17 protein-coding genes and 1 riboswitch are annotated in these 20,358 nt (G+C 70.0%); of the genes, 7 read left to right on the plus strand and 10 right to left on the minus strand.

From position 1 onward, the window contains the following. Positions 1-44: 44 nt before the first annotated feature. Positions 45-1,625, minus strand: a complete 1,581-nt coding sequence (locus tag ACWDEW_RS26495; RefSeq protein ID WP_450515599.1) for a tetratricopeptide repeat protein — start codon at positions 1,623-1,625, stop codon at positions 45-47. A 206-nt stretch (positions 1,626-1,831) separates the two neighbouring features. On the opposite strand from ACWDEW_RS26495, the gene ACWDEW_RS26500 reads away from it, so the two are divergent. Together ACWDEW_RS26500 and ACWDEW_RS26505 are read left to right on the plus strand one after the other, a co-directional pair. Next, positions 1,832-2,362: a DUF6668 family protein gene (locus ACWDEW_RS26500; RefSeq protein WP_450515600.1), complete on the plus strand. Its 531-nt coding sequence runs from the start codon at positions 1,832-1,834 to the stop codon at positions 2,360-2,362. Between the two features lie 276 nt (positions 2,363-2,638). Further along, positions 2,639-3,226 (plus strand): flavodoxin family protein, encoded by a 588-nt coding sequence (locus ACWDEW_RS26505; protein WP_450515602.1) that lies wholly within the window; start codon positions 2,639-2,641, stop codon positions 3,224-3,226. 20 nt (positions 3,227-3,246) lie between these two features. On the opposite strand, the gene ACWDEW_RS26510 is transcribed toward ACWDEW_RS26505, so the two are convergent. Genes ACWDEW_RS26510 through ACWDEW_RS26520 form a run of 3 tightly spaced genes read right to left on the minus strand, consistent with a single transcriptional unit; the run spans position 3,247 to position 6,344 of the window. Further along, positions 3,247-4,119, minus strand: a complete 873-nt coding sequence (locus tag ACWDEW_RS26510) for an ABC transporter permease (protein ID WP_450515604.1) — start codon at positions 4,117-4,119, stop codon at positions 3,247-3,249. Beyond that, on the minus strand, positions 4,106-5,080 hold the full coding sequence (locus tag ACWDEW_RS26515; RefSeq protein WP_450515606.1) for an ABC transporter ATP-binding protein: 975 nt from the start codon (positions 5,078-5,080) through the stop codon (positions 4,106-4,108). The genes ACWDEW_RS26510 and ACWDEW_RS26515 overlap by 14 nt, the downstream gene beginning before the upstream one ends. A gap of 37 nt (positions 5,081-5,117) precedes the next feature. Beyond that, a complete protein-coding gene (locus ACWDEW_RS26520) occupies positions 5,118-6,344 on the minus strand; it encodes a LolA family protein (RefSeq protein WP_450515608.1) in 1,227 nt (408 codons plus the stop codon). Between the two features lie 353 nt (positions 6,345-6,697). Between ACWDEW_RS26520 and ACWDEW_RS26525 the strand changes: the two genes are divergently transcribed. Then, positions 6,698-7,222: a hypothetical protein gene (locus ACWDEW_RS26525; RefSeq protein WP_450515610.1), complete on the plus strand. Its 525-nt coding sequence runs from the start codon at positions 6,698-6,700 to the stop codon at positions 7,220-7,222. 6 nt (positions 7,223-7,228) lie between these two features. Here the strand turns inward: ACWDEW_RS26525 and ACWDEW_RS26530 are convergent, their stop codons facing one another. After that, on the minus strand, positions 7,229-8,239 hold the full coding sequence (locus ACWDEW_RS26530) for a polyprenyl synthetase family protein (RefSeq protein ID WP_450515612.1): 1,011 nt from the start codon (positions 8,237-8,239) through the stop codon (positions 7,229-7,231). A 208-nt stretch (positions 8,240-8,447) separates the two neighbouring features. Between ACWDEW_RS26530 and ACWDEW_RS26535 the strand changes: the two genes are divergently transcribed. The 3 genes from ACWDEW_RS26535 to ACWDEW_RS26545 all read left to right on the plus strand — a co-directional run bounded on the left by ACWDEW_RS26535 (position 8,448) and on the right by ACWDEW_RS26545 (position 12,866). Beyond that, positions 8,448-9,950 carry a peptide MFS transporter gene (locus ACWDEW_RS26535; protein ID WP_450515613.1) on the plus strand — a complete coding sequence of 501 codons (1,503 nt, stop codon included), beginning with the start codon at positions 8,448-8,450 and terminating at the stop codon, positions 9,948-9,950. Positions 9,951-9,966: 16 nt separating this feature from the next. Beyond that, a complete protein-coding gene (locus ACWDEW_RS26540; protein ID WP_450515615.1) occupies positions 9,967-11,961 on the plus strand; it encodes a CocE/NonD family hydrolase in 1,995 nt (664 codons plus the stop codon). 262 nt (positions 11,962-12,223) lie between these two features. Continuing rightward, positions 12,224-12,395: riboswitch (cyclic di-AMP (ydaO/yuaA leader) on the plus strand. A 3-nt stretch (positions 12,396-12,398) separates the two neighbouring features. Next, positions 12,399-12,866 (plus strand): transglycosylase SLT domain-containing protein, encoded by a 468-nt coding sequence (locus ACWDEW_RS26545; protein ID WP_019074260.1) that lies wholly within the window; start codon positions 12,399-12,401, stop codon positions 12,864-12,866. An 89-nt stretch (positions 12,867-12,955) separates the two neighbouring features. Here the strand turns inward: ACWDEW_RS26545 and ACWDEW_RS26550 are convergent, their stop codons facing one another. The 5 genes from ACWDEW_RS26550 to ACWDEW_RS26570 all read right to left on the minus strand — a co-directional run bounded on the left by ACWDEW_RS26550 (position 12,956) and on the right by ACWDEW_RS26570 (position 18,150). Then, positions 12,956-13,762: an HAD family hydrolase gene (locus ACWDEW_RS26550; protein ID WP_450515617.1), complete on the minus strand. Its 807-nt coding sequence runs from the start codon at positions 13,760-13,762 to the stop codon at positions 12,956-12,958. A 106-nt stretch (positions 13,763-13,868) separates the two neighbouring features. Continuing rightward, positions 13,869-14,897, minus strand: coding sequence for a LacI family DNA-binding transcriptional regulator (locus ACWDEW_RS26555; RefSeq protein WP_450515618.1), 1,029 nt, complete (start codon positions 14,895-14,897; stop codon positions 13,869-13,871). 57 nt (positions 14,898-14,954) lie between these two features. Further along, on the minus strand, positions 14,955-15,833 hold the full coding sequence (locus ACWDEW_RS26560) for a carbohydrate ABC transporter permease (RefSeq protein WP_450515620.1): 879 nt from the start codon (positions 15,831-15,833) through the stop codon (positions 14,955-14,957). Continuing rightward, on the minus strand, positions 15,830-16,819 hold the full coding sequence (locus ACWDEW_RS26565; RefSeq protein ID WP_450515622.1) for a carbohydrate ABC transporter permease: 990 nt from the start codon (positions 16,817-16,819) through the stop codon (positions 15,830-15,832). Before ACWDEW_RS26565 ends, ACWDEW_RS26560 begins: the two co-directional genes overlap by 4 nt. After that, a complete protein-coding gene (locus ACWDEW_RS26570; RefSeq protein WP_450515624.1) occupies positions 16,816-18,150 on the minus strand; it encodes an ABC transporter substrate-binding protein in 1,335 nt (444 codons plus the stop codon). Before ACWDEW_RS26570 ends, ACWDEW_RS26565 begins: the two co-directional genes overlap by 4 nt. Positions 18,151-18,327: 177 nt before the next feature. Between ACWDEW_RS26570 and ACWDEW_RS26575 the strand changes: the two genes are divergently transcribed. Continuing rightward, positions 18,328-20,334 (plus strand): beta-galactosidase, encoded by a 2,007-nt coding sequence (locus tag ACWDEW_RS26575; protein WP_450515625.1) that lies wholly within the window; start codon positions 18,328-18,330, stop codon positions 20,332-20,334. Positions 20,335-20,358: the final 24 nt, after the last annotated feature.

The raw sequence follows: 20,358 nt of genomic DNA on the forward strand, positions 1-20,358 counted from the left end.
CTCCTTCTTGCAGCTCCTTCTTGCAGCCTTTCCCGCGGCGGGGTTCAGTCGGTGGTGCGGCGGGCGCGTTCGGTGAGGCGGCCCATGCGGGCGCGGGCGGACTCCAGTTGCTCGATGTCGTCGACGGCGGGGCCGTCCTCGGTGGCGAGTTCGGTCCACAGGTCGATCAGGGCGCGGCCGAGGGACAGTCCCTGCCCGGGGTCGCGTACGGCGCGCCAGGCGGTGGCCGCGCTCTGGACGTTGCCGTAGGCGCCCTCCGCGTCGTGGGCGCGGTGGCGGATGCCGGCGAGGTCGAGGGAGAGGTGGAAGGAACGGACCGGGTCACCGGCCAAGTAGGCGATGTAGGCGGTGAGTTCACGCAGCCGCAGCACTTCGGAGTGGTCGGGCCCGAGGGCGCCGGCCGCCTCGTCCACGGTCCGCTCCGCCAGTCCCGCCGCCTCGTCGATCCGACCCGCCTTCACGGCCTCGTTGATCAGCGCCATCGGCTCCGCGAGAAACGCGACACCCTCGCCGGCGGTCACCAACGGATCGTCCCCCAGCACGGCCTCGGCCACCGCGTCGAACCCACGGGCGGGCGTCGGCTTGGGATCCGGTTCGGGCGCGGTGAGCACCAGGTCGGGGATGGGGGCGGGAGCGGGGGCGGGTGCGGGTACTGGGGCGGGGTTGAAGCTGGGTGCGGAGGTGGGGAGGGGGGCGGGGTCGGGGGCGCGTTCGGGGGTGAAGGGGAGGCGCTCCGGAGTGAGCGGCGGGGTGTCCGCGACAGGCGGGACATCCCTGCCCGGCGGAAGAGCGTTGGCCCGCGGCGGAGCGTCCATGTTCGGCGGAAGGGCGTCCACGGCCCGCGGCGGAGCGTCCATGTTCGGCGGCGGGCCGAACTGCCCCGTCGGGGGCTGGACCGAGCCGAGCGGTGTGCCGGTCCGCGCCGACTCCGGTACGGCGGGCAGGGGGAACGTCGGCGCGGTCTCCCCCGCAGACTCGGGCACCGCCCGCAACGGGAACGTCGGGACCACCTGCCCCGTCGCCCCTCTCTCCGGTTCCGGCACGTGCACCGCCCGCAGCCGATGCGTCGCCGGGTCGACACCCGGAAGGCGGTCCCCGGGCGCCCGCTCCGGTTCCGGGTGCGGTTCCGGGTGCGGTTCCGGGTGCGGTTCCGGGTGCGGTTCCGCTGCTACGACCGCTGCGGGCGCGGGCGGAAGGACCGGCGGGAGTGCCGGCTGCGGCGGTGGAAAGCCCGCCGGGGCGCCGGTACCCGAGGGCGCCGCCGCGATCTCGCCCACCCGCGCCGTACCGCCCGTACCGCCCGTGCCCCCCGTCGCCCGCGGCTCCGCCGTGAAGTGCGTGGAGCCGTCCAGGTCCATCTGGAGGGGGACGACGTAACCGATGCGGTCGTCGTGGATCGTGGCGTGGACGGGGTGGCCGGTGGCCGTGGCGATGCGGTGGAGGTGGGTCAGGACCACCTGCTGGATCTCCTCGCCCGGTGGCACGGTGACCGGCACGCCACCGATCGACGCGCCGCCCGCGCCCGGGCCGTCCACGGGGACGCGTACCTCGAAGGGTGACGCCGCGGGTGCCGAGCGTGCCGCTCGCTTCTGTTCCCGCTTCTTCTCGCGGCTGAGTCGAGACATCGGTTCCCTCACTCGCATGCGCCGGGGAGCCGGCCGGCGCTCCCCAGCGTCAAGATCCGTTCGTACGCGTACTGTTGAGTCTCGCCGTCCCCTTCCGGTTCTCAGGTCACCGCGACGTCACAGCCTCGTCCCAGGAGTTCCCGGACCCGTCGCGCCCGTTCGGAGACCGTGAGGATCCGGCGGGGCCACGAGGGAGGAGCTCGGTCATGCAGACAGGTGGACGGCGGGGGCCTGAGATCTGGCTCCGCGGACCGGTGGACGACGGTCCACGCGCGGGCACACCTGCGGCGCCCGGGCACGTCTCCAGTATCCCCGCCTCCCCGCGCCGCTTCTCCTGGGTCGCCACCCACGGCGGCGCCGGCGTCACCACCCTCACTGCGGTCTACGGCGGCCAGGACTGCGGACGCGACTGGCCCGGGCCCGAGGACCCGCCGTCGGTGCTGTTCGTAGCCCGTACGCACGCGGCCGGGCTGGCGTCCGTCTCGCGGGCCGTGGAGGCGTTCCGGCGCGGTGCGGCACCGGCCGGGCTGGACCTCGACGCGGTGGTCCTGGTCGCGGACGCACCGGGGCGGCTGCCGCGCGAGCTCGCCGCGCACGTCAGGGCGATCGAGTCGGTGATCGACGTGTACCGGGTGCCCTGGGTACCGGCCTGGCGGCTGGGCGACCCGAGCGGTGAGCCGCCCCGCGAGACCGAGGCACTGGTCCGGCTCACGGGGTCCGATCGACGCCCTCGCTGACACCCGCGCCCCGATCGACCCCGTCGACCCCCTGTCGCCCCCGTCGATCCCCATCGATCCCTTGTCGCCCCCGTCGACTCCCTTCGATCCCCCGTCGGTCCCCTCCTGTCGACTCCCGTCGCCCCCCGTCGCCCCCCGTCGGTCCCCGTCGCCCCTCGCCGCCCTCGCCGCCCCGTCGACCCTCGCCGCCCCTCGCCGCCCCATAGACAAGTAATTGCGCACGCATATAATGCATACGGCTATAACGCCCGCGCGCCGACTATCCCTGGGGGACCCATGACCCGCCGTTTCCTCTTCGTCCTGGGCAGTGCCCGCGGCGACGGCAACACCGAACTGCTCGCCCGCCGGGCCGCCGAGCAGCTGCCCCCTGACGTGGAGCAGGAGTGGATACGCCTCGCCGAGCACCCGCTCCCCGACTTCGTGGACCTCCGGCACGACGGCCCCGTCCAGGCGCCCACCGACGACAACGTCACACGGCTCCTCGACGCCACCCTCGCCGCGACGGACATCGTGATCGCCTCGCCGGTCTACTGGTACTCCCTGTCCGGCCTCACCAAGCGCTACCTGGACTACTGGTCCGGCTGGCTGCGGGTTCCCGGCGCCGACTTCAGGGCGACGATGGCCGGCCGCACCCTGTGGGGCGTCTCCGTGCTCGCCGGGGAGGAAGAGGTGGTCGCCGATCCGCTGGTCGGCACGCTCAACAACTCGGCCGCGTACCTGAGGATGCGCTTCGGCGGGGTCCTGCTGGGCAACGGCAGCGACCGGGGTGACGTACTGAAGGACGAGCGGGCGCTGGCCCGGGCGAAGACGTTCTTCGCGCGGGATCCTGCTCCGGCCCGCTTCCCGCACGAGACCGGAATCTGACCGGAATCCGACCGGGCGTCCTACGCCGTGATGTCCTTCGCCGTGAACCTCGCCCACGCCGCCGAGCCGAACACCGCCGCGTACAGCACCTGGAGGCCGAGGTTCTTCACCAGGTCGTCCCAGTAGACCGGGTCGCGCATGAGGTCGGCGAAGGACAGCCAGTAGTGGGAGAAGAAGTACGGCTGGAGCGCGTGCAGTTGGGGGATCTGGTCGAGGATCTGGACGGTGATCAGCAGGCCCACGGTCGTCGCCATGGCCGCGATGCCGCTGCTCGTCATCGTCGAGACGAAGAGCCCCAGGGCCGCTACGCCGATGAGGGAGGCGGCGACCACCAGCGCGATCAGCAGGGCCCGGCCGAGACCGTCCGCGAAGCTGATCTGGGTGCCGGAGATCGTCGTCAGGTCGCCGAGTGGGAAGAGCAGCGCCCCGACCGTGAGCGCCGAGAGCGCCACCACGAGGGTGGCGACCAGGCAGAACGTCATCACCGTCGCGTACTTGGTGAGCAGCAGGCGGGTGCGGCCCGCCGGGGCGACGAGGAGGTAGCGCAGGGTGCCGCCGCCGGCCTCGCCGGCGATCGCGTCGCCCGCGACGACCCCGATGGCCATGGGGAGGAAGAAGGGGAGGGTCGCGGCCAGTGCCGTGAACACCAGGAACAGGCCGTTGTTGGTGATCTGCGCGATGAACGCCGGTCCTCCGCCGCCGTCTCCGCGCCCGGGCCCCGATCCGTCCTGCGTCTCCAGCTTGACCGCGATGCCGACGAGGATCGGCACGGCGGCCAGGACGCCGAGCAGGGCGAGGGTGCGCCAGCGGCGGAACGTGGTCACCAGCTCGCTGCGCAGCAGTCCGAAGGTCCACAACGGGCTGACTCTGCGCAGCACTTCAGCCTGCGACATCGAAGCCCTCCCCCGTGAGCGCCACGAACGCGTCCTCCAGGGAGGCCCGTTCGACGCCGAAGCCGCGGACGCGGACCCCGGCGGTCACCAACGCCTTGTTCACCTCGGCCAGTTCACGGTCCGGCGGCTCCGCCGTCACCCGCTCCTCGGCCACGACCACGTCGGCCAGTCCCTGTTCCTTCAGCACCCGGGCCGCGTCGCCGATGTCGGGGGTCGCCACGAACAGCCGCCCCCTGGTCCCGGCCGCCAGGTCGGTCACCGAGCCCTGGGTGATCAGCTTGCCCTGGGCCATCACGGCCGCGTGGGTGCAGACCTGCTCGATCTCGTCCAGGAGGTGGGAGGAGAGGAAGACCGTCGTACCGTCGGAGGCCAACTCCCGGATCAGGGAACGGATTTCCCGCATGCCCTGCGGGTCGAGGCCGTTGGTCGGCTCGTCCAGCACGAGCAGCTTGCGGGGCTGGAGCAGTGCGGAGGCGAGGCCGAGGCGCTGCTTCATGCCCAGGGAGTAGGCCTTGGCCTTCTTGCCGGAGGCCGCCGTCAGACCGACCCGGTCGAGCGCGGCGGCGACGCGGGTCCGCCGGGTGCGCGGGTCGGCGGTCGGGTCGGCGGCGTCGTAGCGCAGGAGGTTGTCGCGGCCGGAGAGGAAGCCGTACAGGGCGGGGCCCTCGATCAGGGCGCCGACCTGCGGCAGGACCGTGCGGACGGATCTCGGCATGGGGCGGCCCAGGACGCGGGCCGTGCCGGAGGTGGGTTCGATCAGGCCCATCAACATGCGGATGGTGGTGGTCTTGCCGGAGCCGTTGGGGCCGAGGAAGCCGAAGACGCTGCCCGCCGGGACGGTCAGGTCCAGACCGTCCACGGCGAGCTGTCCGCCGCGGAAGCGCTTGGTGAGGCCGCGGGTGGCGATGATGCCGCCGCCCGCGTCCGCCTGTTCCGTCTGCTCAGCGGACGGTTCGTCCATCGGCTCCCTCGATTCCCGTGCTCCACAAGGTACTTGCCTACTTCGCCGCGTCGGCCGCCTTCACCAGCGCGCTCTTGGTGACCGCGCCGACGTAGACCTTGCCGTCGTCGGTGACCAGGGCGTTGATCAGCCGGGTCGAGTAGACCGTGCCCGAGCCGAAGGAGCCCTTGACCTGGTCACCGAGCGAGCTGAGGAAGCCGCCGAGGTCGCCGCCGCCGGACGAGGAGCCGGTCGGGATCCCCTGGCCGCCGGTCTCGAAGACGGCGATGGAGTTCCAGCCCTTGCCGATGACCGTGGGATCGTCGGCGCTCTTGCCGAGCCCCTTGTCCGCCTTGTTCGTCTTGTCGTCCTTGCCGAACGGGGCGGAGTGGTCCGGGGTGGCCTTCGCCGGACTGTCCTCCGTGGTGACCTTCGCGCCCTTGGGGGTCTTGAAGTCGAAGGTGGAGGCGGCCGGCTTGGCGAGGCTGAGCTGGGTGAAGCCGACGTCGACGACGGCCGCGCCGCCGCTCGCCGGGGTGAGCGTGAACTTGAGCGGCAGGCCGGTCTTCGCGTCGACCGCGACACTGATGGTGCCGACCGTCGTGCCGGACTGCTTGGGCTTGATCAGCAGCTTGTAGGCGTCGCGGCCCGCGACGTGCTCGGTGCCGTCGACGGTGACCGAGGTGGTCGAGTCGACCGACTTCAGCGCCTCGTCGGTGAGGCCCTTGGGCGTGGCCCGGGTCTCGTCGCCCTTGGACGTGTCGGCGGAGGTCGTGGCGTGGAAGACCTCGTTCGACTGACTGTCGTAGCCCCAGACATCCTTGCCGTTGTGGATGAGGCTGTACTCCGCCGCGTTCTCCAGGAGGGAGACCTTCTGCTTGTCGGGGCCGTCGGCCGCGACGCGCAGGGTGTGGCTGCCGGTGGCCAGCTCGGTGAGCTTGGCGGTGGGATCGGCGGAGGAGCCGTCGCCGGACTTCGTGGCGCCGGACATCAGGCTGCTCTCCAGGCCGCCGAGGTCGGGCAGGCCCAGGTCCGTGCTGATCTTCACCGTGCCGGACAGCTGCTGGACGTCCGACTTGGCGACCTTGTCGAGGAGCTGCTGTGCGGTGATCTTCGGGAGATTCGGGTCGCCGGAGTCGGCGAGCGCGGGGACCAGTCCGATGGTCGCCGCCGCCACCCCCACCACGGTGACCGGGACGATGTACCGCGCCGCCCTGCGCCGCCCGGCCCGGAGCTCGTCGACCTCTCCGGTGTCCGTGCTGTCGTCGGTTTCGTACGGTGCCATGTCTGCCTTACCTCCGTCGTCGGCGGCGGCCAGTCCGTCCTCTGCGCTCCCCCAGTTCTCGACTTCGCTCGAACCGGGAGGTGCCCCCATCACCCTGTGCCGCCATTCTCACCCGAATCGGTGAGGAGTGGTGATTTCCGTGTTCTCCATCTGACCAAATCCGCGAGGGATAAGCGTCAGACCCGGGAGCCAACTCCGCGTACACCTGGGGTATGACACGCGGACGCGGCAGCTCTCCGAAACCCCTAGGGGAAGGCACAGCCCGCGCAGGTCAGTTGACCGGCATCGAGTAGAAACCGCTCCGAATCCGTACATATGGGTGGCAGCACACCGCATCGACCGAAGGGGTCGCCATGCACGCCACCCAGCACCTCACCGGATACGCGGTCACGGGCGCCGCGGTCCTGACCCTCACGCTCGCCGGATGCGGAAGCGGCGGCGGCAGTGGAAGCGGCGGTTCGGCCGGCACTCCGGCCGCGGTCACCACCGGGACGACCCTCATGACCGCCAAGGTCGACAAGGTGGGCACCGTCGTGACCGACAGCAAGGGGTACGTCCTCTACCGCTTCGACGCCGACTCGGTCCACCCGACGAGGGTCAGCTGCTACGGCACCTGCGCCGTGGTGTGGCCCGCCGCGACCGCCAAGGGCTCCGTCACCGTCAAGGGCATCGACAAGAAGCTCGTCTCGACGGTCAAGCGCTCCGACGGGACCTCACAGCTCACCCTGGCCGGCTGGCCGCTCTACCGGTACGCCAAGGACGACCAGCCCAAAGAGGCCTACGGCCAGGGCGTGGACGGCACCTGGTGGGCGGTGACGCCCACAGGGGCGAAGGCCACGGCCGCCTCCTCGTCCAGTACAGGAGGGAGCGGCTACTGAACGGGCTCAGCCCGCGCGGTGCACCACCGCGTCGCACATCTCCAGGAGGGCGACCTTGGCATCGCACTCGGGGAGCGGGGCGAGGGCCGCGCGGGCGTCCTCCGCGTAGCGCACGGTGTCGCGGCGGGCCTGCTCCAGGGCCGGGTGCTCGCGGAGCCGGGAGATGGCCTCGGCGAGCCGGTCGTCGTCCGTGAGGTCGGAGTCGAGCAGTTCGCACAGGGCGATGTCCTCGGCGAGACCGAGGCGGTCCGCGCGCTCCCGGAGCCGTAGCACCGGCAGGGTGGGGATGCCCTCGCGCAGGTCCGTGCCGGGGGTCTTGCCGGACTCGTGGCCGTCGGAGGCGATGTCCAGGACGTCGTCGGCGAGCTGGAAGGCGACGCCGAGGCGCTCGCCGTACTGGGTGAGGACGTCCACGACCGTGTCGTCGCAGCCGGCCATCATCGCGCCGAACCGGCAGGCGACCGCGACCAGGGAGCCGGTCTTGCCGCCGAGCACGTCGAGGTAGTGCTCGACCGGGTCACGCCCGTCGGAGGGTCCTGCGGTCTCCAGGATCTGGCCGGTGACCAGGCGTTCGAACGCCTCGGCCTGCACCCGCACCGCCTCGGGGCCGAGGTCGGCCAGGGTGTGCGACGCGCGCGCGAAGAGGAAGTCGCCGGTGAGGACCGCGACCGAGTTGCCCCAGCGGGTGTTGGCGCTCTCCACGCCCCGGCGCACGGCGGCCTCGTCCATCACGTCGTCGTGGTAGAGCGTGGCGAGATGGGTCAGTTCGACGACGACCGCCGAGGGGACGACCCCCGGCGCGTAGGGATCGCCGAACTGCGCGGCGAGCATCACGAGGAGCGGCCTGAACCGCTTCCCGCCCGCGCGCACGAGATGCTGGGCGGCCTCCGTGATGAAGGGCACCTCGCTCTTGGTGGCTTCGAGCAGACCCTCCTCGACTGCCGCCATTCCGGCCTGGACATCGGCTTCCAGAGCCTGGTCCCGCACGCTCAGCCCGAACGGCCCGACGACGGTCACGAGGGGTCTCCTGTCTGCTGGTGTCCCTGGGCGGTCACACGGTTTGTCGATAGGTCGCTGCCATCACTCAAGTCAGCGTATCCGGTCGGCTTTCGATCACCCATGCCGCCCACCCCGTCCACCCCAGGCGGTATCGGATCATGACCGGTATGTTTTTGATCACCTGATAAGAACGGATATTTATCGACTTAGGTGGAAGCAGTGGATCGTGTCCCGTACCGCAGTTGAAGCCGAGCCCGCCGACCAGCCGCCTCCCGGGGACGACCACGCCTTCTTCGGCCAGCCCAAGGGGCTGCTCACGCTCTCCGGCCTTGAGGTCTGGGAGCGTTTCTCGTTCCTGGGCATGCAGGCCATCCTCGTCCTCTACTTCGCGGATACCGTCGCGCACGGCGGCATGGGCATGTCGTCCGGAACGGCCGCATCCGTATCCGCAGCCTATGGAACGCTGGTCTACCTCGTCTCGGTCGCGGGCGGCTGGCTCGCCGACCGCATCCTCGGCTCCTACCGCGCGGTGCTGTGGGGCGGCGTCCTGATCGCCTGCGGGCACTACGCGATGGCGGTCCCCACGGCCACGATGACCTGGGCCGGCCTCGGCCTCATCAGCGCGGGCACCGGCCTGCTCAAGCCCAACGTGGCCACCATGGTCGGCAAGCTCTACCGCACCGACGACGAGCGCCGGGACGCCGGTTTCGCGCTCTACTACATGGCGATCAACATCGGCGCCTTCGCGGGCCCGCTGATCACCGGCTGGCTCGGCGACCACGAGGGCTGGCACTGGGGCTTCTCGGCCGCCGCGGTCGGCATGACCTTCGGGCTGATCCAGTACGTCGCCGGGCGGGGTCACCTCGCCGGCCGCCGGAACACCGCCGAGTTCGCACTCGCACCGGACGCGCTGCGCCGCGCGGTACGACTCATCGTCGTAGGCATCCTGGCGGCCGCCGTGCTCGCGACCGCGCTGGCCCTCGCCGGGTGGCTCACCATGGGCCGCTTCGTCGACCTGCTCACCGTCGTCTCGGTCGTCGCACCCGTCGTGTACTTCGCGGTGATGTTCATGAGTCCGCGCGTGACCGCCGAGGAACGCGGCCGACTGCGCCCGTACATCGTGCTGTTCCTGGCCTCCACGGTCTTCAACTTCATTCTCTTCCAGGCCTATTCGACGATGATGCTGCTGGCCGCGTCGAACGCCGAGACGACCATCCTGGGCTTCGACTTCCCCGCGAGCTGGTACGCAAGCGCGCTCGGCGCCTTCGAGGTCGGGCTCGCGCCCGTGGTCGCCGCGCTCTGGGTCCGCATGGGCCGCGGCCAGCCGCACGCCTCCAACAAGATCGCGATCGGCGTCGTCCTGGGCGGCCTGTCGTTCCTGCTGATGGTCCTGCCGACCAGCGGGCACAGCGGCGACGCCTACCGCATGTCGGCCTGGTGGATCGTCGGCTCGTACTTCCTGCTCGGCCTCGGCGACATCCTCCTGGAGACCTCCGGGATGTCGGCCACCACGAAGCTCGCCCCGGCCGCGTTCTCCAGCCAGACCATGTCCCTCTGGTTCCTGTCCCTCGCGCTCGCGAACGGCATCCAGGCCCAGACGGTGAAGCTCTACGACGACGTCTCCAAGCCGGCCTACTTCGGCGTCAACGGCGCGATCGCGGTGGCCGCCGGCCTCGCGGTGATGGCCGCCGCGCCCTGGCTGCGCCGCACCATGCACCCGGTCCACTGAACCCAGGGGTCCCCTCATGCGCATCCGTACGTCCTTCCCCCACGAGACGGCCCACGAGGACATCCGCATCCCGATGCCCGACGGAACACGCCTCTACGCGCGCGTGTGGCGCCCGCTGACGGACGAACCCGTACCGGCGCTCCTCGAATACCTCCCGTACCGCCTGACCGACTGGACCGCGCCCCGCGACGCCCAGCGCCACCCCTGGTACGCGGGCCACGGCTACGCCTCCGTGCGGGTCGACGTGCGCGGCCACGGCAACAGCGAGGGCGCGCCCGGCGACGAGTACGACGCGCAGGAACTCGCGGACGGCGTCGAGGTGGTCAACTGGCTTGCCGCGCAGCCCTGGTGCACCGGCAAGGTGGGCATGTTCGGGATCTCCTGGGGCGGCTTCAACTCCCTCCAGATCGCCGCCCTCGCGCCGGAACCGCTGAAGGCGATCGTCACCGTCTGCTCCACCGACGACCGCTACGACAACGACGTGCACTACATGGGCGGTTCGGCCCTCGCCGTCGACCTGCACGCCTGGGCGGCCACCATGCTCGCCTTCGTCGCCCGCCCGCCGGACCCCGAGTACGCGGGCCTGGTCTGGCGCGACATGTGGCTCAAGCGCCTGGAGCGGATCGACCCGTTCATCCACACCTGGCTCGCCCACCAGCTCCGCGACGACTACTGGAGGCACGGCAGCGTCTGTGAGGACTACGGCGCGATCGGCGCCGCCGTCCTGGCGGTGGGCGGCTGGCACGACCCGTACCGCGACACGGTCCTGCGGCTCGTCGAACACCTCCCGCCCGACCGGGTGCGCGGTCTGATCGGACCGTGGTCCCACCAGTACCCCGACCGGGGCCTGCCGCCAGGACCCGCGATCGGCTTCCTCCAGGAGACGCTGCGCTGGTGGGACCACTGGCTGAAGGGCGAGGACACGGGAGTCATGGAGGAACCTCCGCTGCGGGCCTACGTCAGCGACTCGCATCCTCCGGCCACGGCCTACGACACCCTGCCGGGCCGTTGGGTCGGCGAGCCCACGTGGCCCTCGCCCCACGTGAAGACGACGACGTACGGCCTCCGGGGCGCGCCCGTCCTGGTGCGCTCCCCCATGCACACCGGTGTGGACGCGGGCCGGTTCTTCCCGTTCGGGAACGACGCCGACCTGCCGCCGGACCAGCGGGACGAGGACGCGCGGTCGGCGTGCTTCGAGTTCGAGGTGCCGGCCGAGACGTGGGTACTGGGGCGGCCGAGGGTGCGGCTGCGGCTGACCTGCGGTGTGCCGCGCGGGCAGGTGGTCGCGCGGCTGTGCGATGTCGCGCCGGACGGGTCGTCGACGCTGGTCACCCGCGGTGTGCTGAACCTGTCGGCCCGGCACGGGCGGGACCGGGCGGTGCCGTGGACGCCGGGCACCACGGAGGACGTGACCTTCGAACTGAACGGCATCGGGCACGCGTTTCCGCCGGGCCATCGGATCCGGCTCGCGGTGTCGTCGGCGTACTGGCCCTGGATCTGGCCGCAGCCGGAGTCCGGGGCGGGGTTCACGCTGGATCCGGAGGGATGTGCGATGGAACTTCCGGTGCGGGAAAGGGAGTTGACGTACGACATTCGCTTCGACGAGCCCGAGGAGGCCGCGCCGATCGGGGTCAACCACCCCGCCACGCTGGACGAGCCGCGGCCCGAGCGGCTGGTCGTGCGGGATGTGGCGAAGGGTGAGTGGCGGCTGGAGGTGGATCCCCGGTACGGCGGCACGCGGGTGTATCCGGACGGGCTCGAATTCACCGAGGACGCGCTGGAGACGTACACGATCGACGAGTCGGACCCTTTGTCCGCCCGCACGCGGTCCGACTGGACGATCCGGCTGCATCGGCCGGAGCTGGGATGGGACACGACCGTGCGGACGCGGTCCGAGATCACCTGCGACGAAACGGACTTTATTACCTCGAATGAGGTGATCTGCACCGAGGGCAGCGAAGTGATCTTTCACCGCACTTGGGAGAAAAGGATTCCGAGAACTGCCAGTTGAGGACGAATGCCCGATTTGCCGTTCTTTATCTCGCCGTGAGTTGGGTCACGCGTTTGTGTGCGTGGCCTGTGGTCCTGCGTTTTTACGTTTCCCTTGTGGTTATTGACAGTTGAACCTTGGCTTACGCAAAGGATCAAGTGCCCCATACGCCTCAGACCAAGGTCAATAGGGGTTAGGTGTGATTCCGCCACTTGTTCCGGACATGTGCTCTCGCATAGTTTCCGGGCCTGTCGAGCGGAACGCCGAATCCTGCCGCCGCCCGGCATCCCAGTCACGAACTTCTCGCACGGCAGGAGCGGGGGACCCAGGTAAGTCGCCGGACCGGTCGCTGCGACCGGGACGGCTCGGGGTTAAGTCACGTCCGTGAGGGCGTGGCCGGGCACCTCCCAGCCCGAACCCGACAGCTCACCTCGCAGGCGACGGAGAGGAACCTCGTCATGCCTGCATCCGCTCAGTCCCGCCGCGCCCGCCTTGTCCGCCGTGTCGTTGTCGCCGGTACCGGTGTCGCGATCCTCGCGCTGCCTGTCGTCGGGGCGACCACCGCCTCGGCCGCCACGACCTCGTCGACCACGCTCGCCGGATACCCCAACACCCTTGACGGGTGGATCCGTGAGTCGCTCGCGATCATGGCGCAGAAGGGAATTCCGGGTACGTACAACGGGATCTACCGGAACGTGATCCGTGAGTCGTCCGGCAACCCGTACGCGATCAACAACTGGGACTCCAACGCGGCGGCGGGTACGCCGTCGAAGGGGCTGCTCCAGGTGATCGACCCGACGTTCAACGCGTATCACGTTGCCGGGACTTCGTTCGATCCGTACGACCCGGTTGCGAACATCACCGCCGCCTGCAACTACGCGGCGGCCGTGTATGGCTCCATCGACAACGTGTACGGGGCTTACTAGAGACTGTCGGATCAGCCACGACGGGTTGTCTGTCCGTCTGCCGCGCCGTCGTGGCTGGTCGCGCGGTTCCCGCGCCCCTGAAAGACGCTTCAGTCGAGGAGTCTTTCCAGGACCAGCGCGATGCCGTCGTCCTCGTTCGACTTCGTCACCTCGTCGGCCACCGCCTTGAGTTCGGGGTGGGCGTTGGCCATCGCCACTCCGTGGGCCGCCCAGTCGAACATGGGGATGTCGTTCGGCATGTCGCCGAAGGCGATGGTGTCGGACGGGGTCAGGCCCAAGTGGCGGGCCGCCAGGGCGAGGCCCGTCGCCTTGGTGATGCCGAGTGGCTGGAGTTCGACGGTACCGGGACCCGACATGGTGACCGAGGCCAGGGAACCGACCACCGAGCGGGCCGTGGACGCCAACTCGTCGTCCTCCAGGGCGGGGTGACGGAGCAACACCTTGCTGATCGGTTCGGACCACAAGTCGTCGCGCCTGCCCACCCGTACGGCGGGGAGCGTGGGGTGCGGCATCAAGTAGCCGGGCTCGATGAGGGTGAGGCCGTCCACTCCGTCCTGGTCGACCGCCGCGAACACCTGGCCCACTTCCGCCTCGATCTTGCCGAGCGCGGTCTCCGCCAGCTCACGGTCCAGGGTGACCGACCAGAGCAGACGGTCCGCGCCGGCGTCGTACAACTGCGCGCCCTGTCCGCACACCGCGAGCCCCCTGCTGCCGAGGTCTTCGAGGAGCGGGCGCACCCTCGGAGCGGGCCGGCCGGTGACGACCAGGTGCCGGGCGCCGGCCGCCGACGCCCTCGCCAGTGCGATGCGGGACCGGTCGGAGAGCGTGTCGTCGCCGCGCAGCAGCGTCCCGTCCAGGTCGGTGGCGATCAGTGCATATGCGAGGGGTGCGGCCATGATCAGAGAATACGGATGGAACGCCCCACCGACTCGACACGAACCGGACGGCTGCTGCCTTCACATACGTTGACCCGAGTTCCGGTTGGTTTGACAGTTACGGCGGTTATGCCGACTCCCGGATCACCAGTTCGGTGGGCAGGATCACGCCCGCCGTGTCCTCGCCGGCGATCTGCGCGAGCAGCATGCGGACCATTTCGGCGCTGATGCGGTCGTAGGGCTGGCGCATGGTCGTGAGGGCCGGGGTGATCGCCGTGGCCGCCGCCGAGTCGTCGAAGCCTCCGACAGCGATGTCATCCGGGACCGAACGGCCGGATTGCTGGAGGGTGTTGACGACTCCCAGAGCCATCAGGTCCGACGCCACGAACACCGCGTCCAGGTCGGGGGCCCGCGTCAGGAGTCTGCGGGCCGCTTCCTCGCCGCCCGTGCGGCGGTAGTCGCCTTCCACGACGAGTGCGGGGTCGTGGGGCAGGCCCGCCTCCGTGAGGACGTCCCGGTAGCCGGCCAGGCGGTCGGGGCCGCCCGGCGCGTCGAGCGGGCCGGTGACCATGGCGATGCGGCGTCTGCCGCGGGAGATGAGGTGGCGGACCATTTCCTGGGCGCCGTCGCGGTCGGCCGCGGCCACGTAGCTGTACTTGGAGGCGGGGCCGAGCGGTTTGCCGCAGGCCACCAACGGGATGCCGGCGTCGCGGAGTTCGGCCGCCACCGGGTCGCCGCTGTGGTTGGAGACCAGCAGGACTCCGTCCACGTGGCCCGAGGTGATGTAGCGGGTGAGGCGGCGGCGGTCGTCCTTGGAGGAGGCCAGCATCAGGAGCAGGGGGATGTCGTGGCGGGCCAGGTGCTCGGTGCAACCCCGCAGCAGGACATTGAAGTTGGGGTCCTCGAAGAACTTCTCCTGCGGCTCGGTGAGGAGGAACGCCACCGAGTCCGACCGTCCGGTGCTCAGGGAGCGGGCGTGCCGGTTGACGACGTAGCCCGTCTTCCTGATCGCCGTCTCCACGGCGGTGCGGGCGGCCGGCGAGACGTAGTGGCCGCCGTTCAGGAAGCGGGAGACGGTCCCCCGGGAGACGCCTGCCTCCCGGGCCACGTCGTGGATGGTGGGCGGTTTGCGGCGTCCGTTCGGACTGGTGGTCATGGTCCTCGTTCTGCCGGTTCAGTGCGGTGGGGGGAGGTACTGCTCGCTACATACGTCTCACGCCTTGACCGAGCCGCTCAGCAGGTCCAGGGACCAGAACCGCTGGATCACCAGGAAGAGCGCGATCAGCGGCAGGATCGCGAGGAAGCAGCCCATGATGACCAGCGTGTAGAGGGCGGGCTGTGAGGCGCCCTGGTTGAGCAGGGTGTAAAGGCCCAGCGTGATCGGGAACTTGGTGTCGTCCGCGAGCATCACGTACGGCAGCAGGAAGTTGTTCCAGATGCCGACGAACTGGAACAGGAACACCGTGATGAGCCCCGGCATCATCATCGGGACCGCGATCCGCGAGAAGATCCGCCACTCGCTCGCGCCGTCCATGCGGGCGGCTTCGAGGAGTTCGGCGGGCACGGAGGCCGCCGCGTAGATACGGACGAGGTAGACGCCGTACGGGGAGAGGATCGACGGCAGGAGCATCGACCAGTACGAGTCGGCCAGGCCCAGCTTCGAGAGGAGCAGGTACTGCGGGACCGTCAGCACGATGCTCGGGACCAGGACGCCGGCCAGCATCAGCTTGAAGACGAACTCCCGGCCGCGGAAGGCGAATCGGCCCAGCGCGTAGCCGCCGGCGGCCGAGACCGCGGCGGAGAGCAGGGCGCCGCCGCCCGCGTAGAAGAGGGAGTTGACCATCCACTCCCAGTAGATGCCGTTCCGGTAGGAGCTCAACTCCTTGAAGTTGTCGAGGAATCCGGAGCCGGGGGCGAAGGTGAAGGTGGAGAAGAGTTCGCCGTGGCCCTTGCTGGCGGCGATGACCACCCAGGCCACGGGGATCAGGCAGTACAACGAGCCGAGGATCAGTACCAGGGTCGGCACCCACGCGGTGCGCTTCGGCTTGCCGAGTCCCTGGCCGTCGGTGGCGGTGAGGGTGAGGGGGGTCATGCCCGGTCCTCCCGGGTGTAGCGGTCGGAGACGCGCAGCAGCGTGAAGGAGACCACGAAGGTCGCCAGGGCCAGGACCACCGCGGTGGCGGACGCGCCGTAGATGTCGGACCTGAGGAAGGCGCTGTCGTAGATGGCCATCAGCGGACTCCAGGTACCGGAGAGGCCGTTGGTCAGCGGCTTGAGGGCCATGGGCTCGGTGAAGACCTGGAGGGTGGCGATGACCGAGAAGAAGAACGTGAGCACGAGGGAGGGCAGCACGATCGGGATCTTGATCCGCAGGGCGATCTTCAGGTCGGAGGCGCCGTCGATCTTCGCGGCCTCGTAGATCTCCTGCGGTATCGAGCGCAGGGCCGTGTAGATCACGATCATGTTGAAGCCGGTGCCGCCCCACACCGCGATGTTCGCGAAGGAGAGGTACAGGTTGCCGCCGTCGAACAGGTCGGGCTGCGGGAGGTTGAACTCGCGCAGGAGGTAGTAGAAGGGGCTGACCGTCGGGAGGTAGAGGAAGCCCCACATCAGGGCGGCGATGATGCCGGGGACGGCGTACGGCAGGAAGATCGCCAGGCGGGCGAACTTGGCGCTGCGCGCCTGCGGGGTGTCCAGCATCAGCGCGAAGACCAGGGCCAGACCGAGCATCGTGGGGATGACGATCAGGCCGTAGCCGAAGGCGCGCAGGACGCTGTGGCCGAACTCGGAGTCGTTCAGGACGTCGGTGTAGTTGCCGATGCCGTTCCACACCTGCTGACGGGCGCCCTTGCCGAGGCCGATGCCCTTGACCTGGACCTTGTGGAGACTGAGCCACACCGCGTACCCGATCGGTACGACGGTGAAGGCGGCGAACAGGAGCACGGCCGGTACGAGGAACCAGTACGGCGCGCTGCGGCCACGGCGGCGGATGCGGCGGGGGCGGACGGTGGTGGCGGTGCCGTCCGCCAAGGGCCCGGCCGTCGTGCTGCCGGAGCCCTTGAGCGGAGTGGCGGTCATGCCTCGGTCACCTTGAAGCCCTGCTTCTTCATGTCGGTGAAGGTCGCCGACTGCATGGTGGCGAGCGCGGTGTCGAACTGGGCGGACTTCTTCGCCTTGGTGGCCTTGCCGAAGGCGTCGCTGAAGGTGTCGTAGGCGACCTGGACGTTCGGGCCCCAGGCGGAGGCTGCCGTGGTGGCGGCGATCTTCGCGGCGGTGTCGTAGAAGTCGGTCTGGTTCGGGAAGAACGCGGGCGGGGTGAGCACCGAGCCGGACTGGCCCTTGGTGGCCGCCGGGTAGATCGCGACCTCCTTGACCAGGGCGGCCAGCGCCTCCGGGTCGGTGTTCAGCCAGGCCGCGAACTTGGCCGCGGCCTCGGCGTGCTTGGAGTCGGTGGAGACACCGGTGGAGGAGCCGCCCCAGCTGCCGGTGACGTTCTCGCCCGCGGACCACTGCGGCAGCGGGGCCATACGCCACTTGCCCTTGGTGTCGGGGGCCGAGCTGACCAGCACACCGGGCGCCCACACGGCGGAGACCCAGGCGATGTTGGTGCCCTTGTTCAGGGCGTTGTTCCAAGCCGGCGTGTACATCGGCTGGTTGTCGATCACGCCCTCCTGGACGAGACCGCCCCAGAAGTCGGCGACCTTCTTGGTGGCCGCGTCGTCGATGCCGACGGTCCACTTGCCGCCGCTCTCCACGGTCCACCACTTGGCGCCGGCCTGCTGCGCCAACCCGGCGAACAGACCGGGGTCGTTGGAGGAGAACGTCGTCAAGTAGGCGTTCGGCAGTGCCTTCTTGGCGGCGCGGGCGGTCTTGGCGAAGTCGTCCCAGGTGGCCGGGACGGTCAGGTTGTGCTGCTTGAACAGGTCCTCGCGGTAGAAGAACATCAGCGGGCCGGAGTCCTGCGGTATCGCGTAGACCGCGTCGGTGCCGAGCGTGACCATGCCCCAAAGGCCCTCGGCGAACTCGGACTTGGCGGACTTCGCGTACTTGGAGATGTCGGCGAGGACGTCGTTGGAGACCAGCGTCGGCAGCGCCTGGTACTCGACCTGGATCAGGTCGGGGGCGTTGCCGGCCTTCTTCGCGGTGATCAGCTTGGAGATGATGTCCTTGCCCGCGGCCTGCTTGGAGACGGTGACCGTGATGTCCGGGTTCTTCTTGTTCCAGATCGCGGCGACCTTGTCCATGTTCGGCGCCCAGGACCAGTAGGTCAGCTTGACGGGCCCGCTGCTCTTGCCGGAGTCGTCGTCGGAACCGCCGCAGGCGGCGAGGGTGCTCGTCAGGCCGACAGCGGCGGCCCCGGCAAGAATGCTGCGCCTGCTGATCTGGCGGCGGTGGATCGACATCTTCATCTCCCCTGACTGAGTGCGAGCCTGTCCACGGCTCTGTGACCGTGCACAGTAGAGAATTGTTTCGAACCCTTGTCAATGGGTGTCGCCTGGGGTTACCTACTTGTTGCTGACGGGTTGGAGCCGCGACCATTCATGTGCACGATCACAGAAACAGCCCTCTACTTCGGGAGTGAACCTATGCCGTCCCCCGTCCCCCACGACCGTCTGCCACTCGCCTTCGGAGGTGACTACAACCCCGAACAGTGGCCGCGGGAGGTCTGGGAGGAGGACGTACGGCTGATGCGGGAGGCCGGTGTCACGGCGGTCTCCCTCGGCGTCTTCTCCTGGGCCCGTCTTGAGCCGCGACCGGGCGAGTACGACTGGGAGTGGCTGGACACGGTGATCGGCCTGCTGCACGGTGCGGGCATCGCGGTGAACCTCGGCACGCCCACGGTCGTACCGCCGGCGTGGTTCTACCGCGCGCACCCCGACGCACTGCCGGTGACGCGGGAGGGCGTGCGCCTCGCCTTCGGCTCGCGCGGCGCGATCTGCCACTCGAACCCCGCCTACCGCGCGGCGGCGACGACGATCACACGGGTGCTGGCCGAGCGCTACGGCAGCCACCCGGCCGTCGTCCTGTGGCACGTCCACAACGAGTACGGCGCCCCTGTGCTCGCCTGCTACTGCGATGTGTGCGCGGCGGCCTTCCGGGTCTGGCTGCGGGAGCGCCACGACACCCTCGACGCCCTCAACCACGCCTGGGGAACGGCCTTTTGGGGCCAGCAGTACGGCGACTGGGAGGAGATCACCCCGCCCCGCGCGACCCCGTCCGTATGCAATCCGACCCAGCAGCTCGACTACCACCGCTTCGCCGACGCACAGGCCCGCGCCAACTTCGCCGCCGAGCGGGACATCCTGCACCGCCTCTCCCCCGGCGTGCCCGTCACCACCAACTTCATGGTCGCGCCGAGCCAGGGCCAGACCGTCGACTACTGGGCCTGGGCCAAGGAGGTCGACCTCGTCACCAACGACCACTACCTGATGACGGACGGCCGCCGCACCCACGTGAACCTGGCGCTGGCCGCCGACTTGACCCGCTCGGTGGCGGGCGGCGGCCCGTGGCTGCTCCTGGAACATGCCACGTCCGGGGTCAATTGGCAGCCGTACAACCCCGCGAAGCGTCCCGGTGAGATGGCCCGCAACTCACTCGGGCATGTGGCGCGCGGCTCCGAGGGCGCGATGTTCTTCCAGTGGCGGCAGTCGCAGTCGGGCGCGGAGAAGTTCCATACGGCGATGCTGGCGAACTCCGGTACGGACAACCGGGGTTGGCGCGAGGTGACGGAACTCGGCCGCCGGGTGGGGGACTTGAGCCGGGCCGGGCTGCGGGGCACCCGGACGCGCGGTGACGTGGCGATGGTGTGGTCGTGGGACTCCTGGTGGGCGCAGAGCCTGGAGTGGCGGCCGAGCCAGGACCTGGACGCGCGGGAGCGCCTGGACTCCTTCTACGAGGCGCTCTACGACCGGCACTTGACGGTGGACTTCCTGCCGCCGACGGGGTTGGGGGACCTGGACCCGGCGCGGTATCCGCTGCTGGTGGTGCCGCAGTTGTACTCGGCGCCGGTCGGGGTGGGGGGCGATCTGGAGCGGTACGTCTCGCGGGGCGGGACACTGCTGGTCTCCTTCTTCTCCGGGATCGTCGACGAGAACGACACGCTGCATCCGGGCGCGTATCCGGGGGCGCTGCGGGACGTACTCGGCCTGACCGTCGAGGAGTTCGACCCGTTGCTGCCGGGCGAGACGCTGTCGGTGCGGGGTGCGGACGGGTCGTCGTACACGGCGGATCTCTGGTCGGAGGTCGTGATCCCGGGTGCGGGCTGCGAGACGGTCGCGGTCTTCGCGGACGGTCGTACGGCGGGCGGGGCGGCGCTGACGCGGCATCCGGTGGGGTCGGGTTCGGCGTGGTACCTGGCGACGCGGCTGACCGGTGCCGACCTGGCCGCCGTGGTGGACCTCGCCCTCGCGGACGCGGGCATCACGCCGGTCGATCTGCCGCGCGATGTCGAACTCGTCGTACGGGAGGGCGAGTCGGGGACGTTCCGTTTCGCGGTGAACCACACCGGGAGCGAGGTGAAGGTGGTGCTGCCGGACGGGAGCCGGGCGGCGGTACCGGCGGGCGGGGTGGAGGTCTTCCGCGACCCGCGCTGACCTCCGCTCGACCCGTTTGCTTCT

It is taken from the genome of Streptomyces sp. NPDC001100, assembly GCF_053598575.1.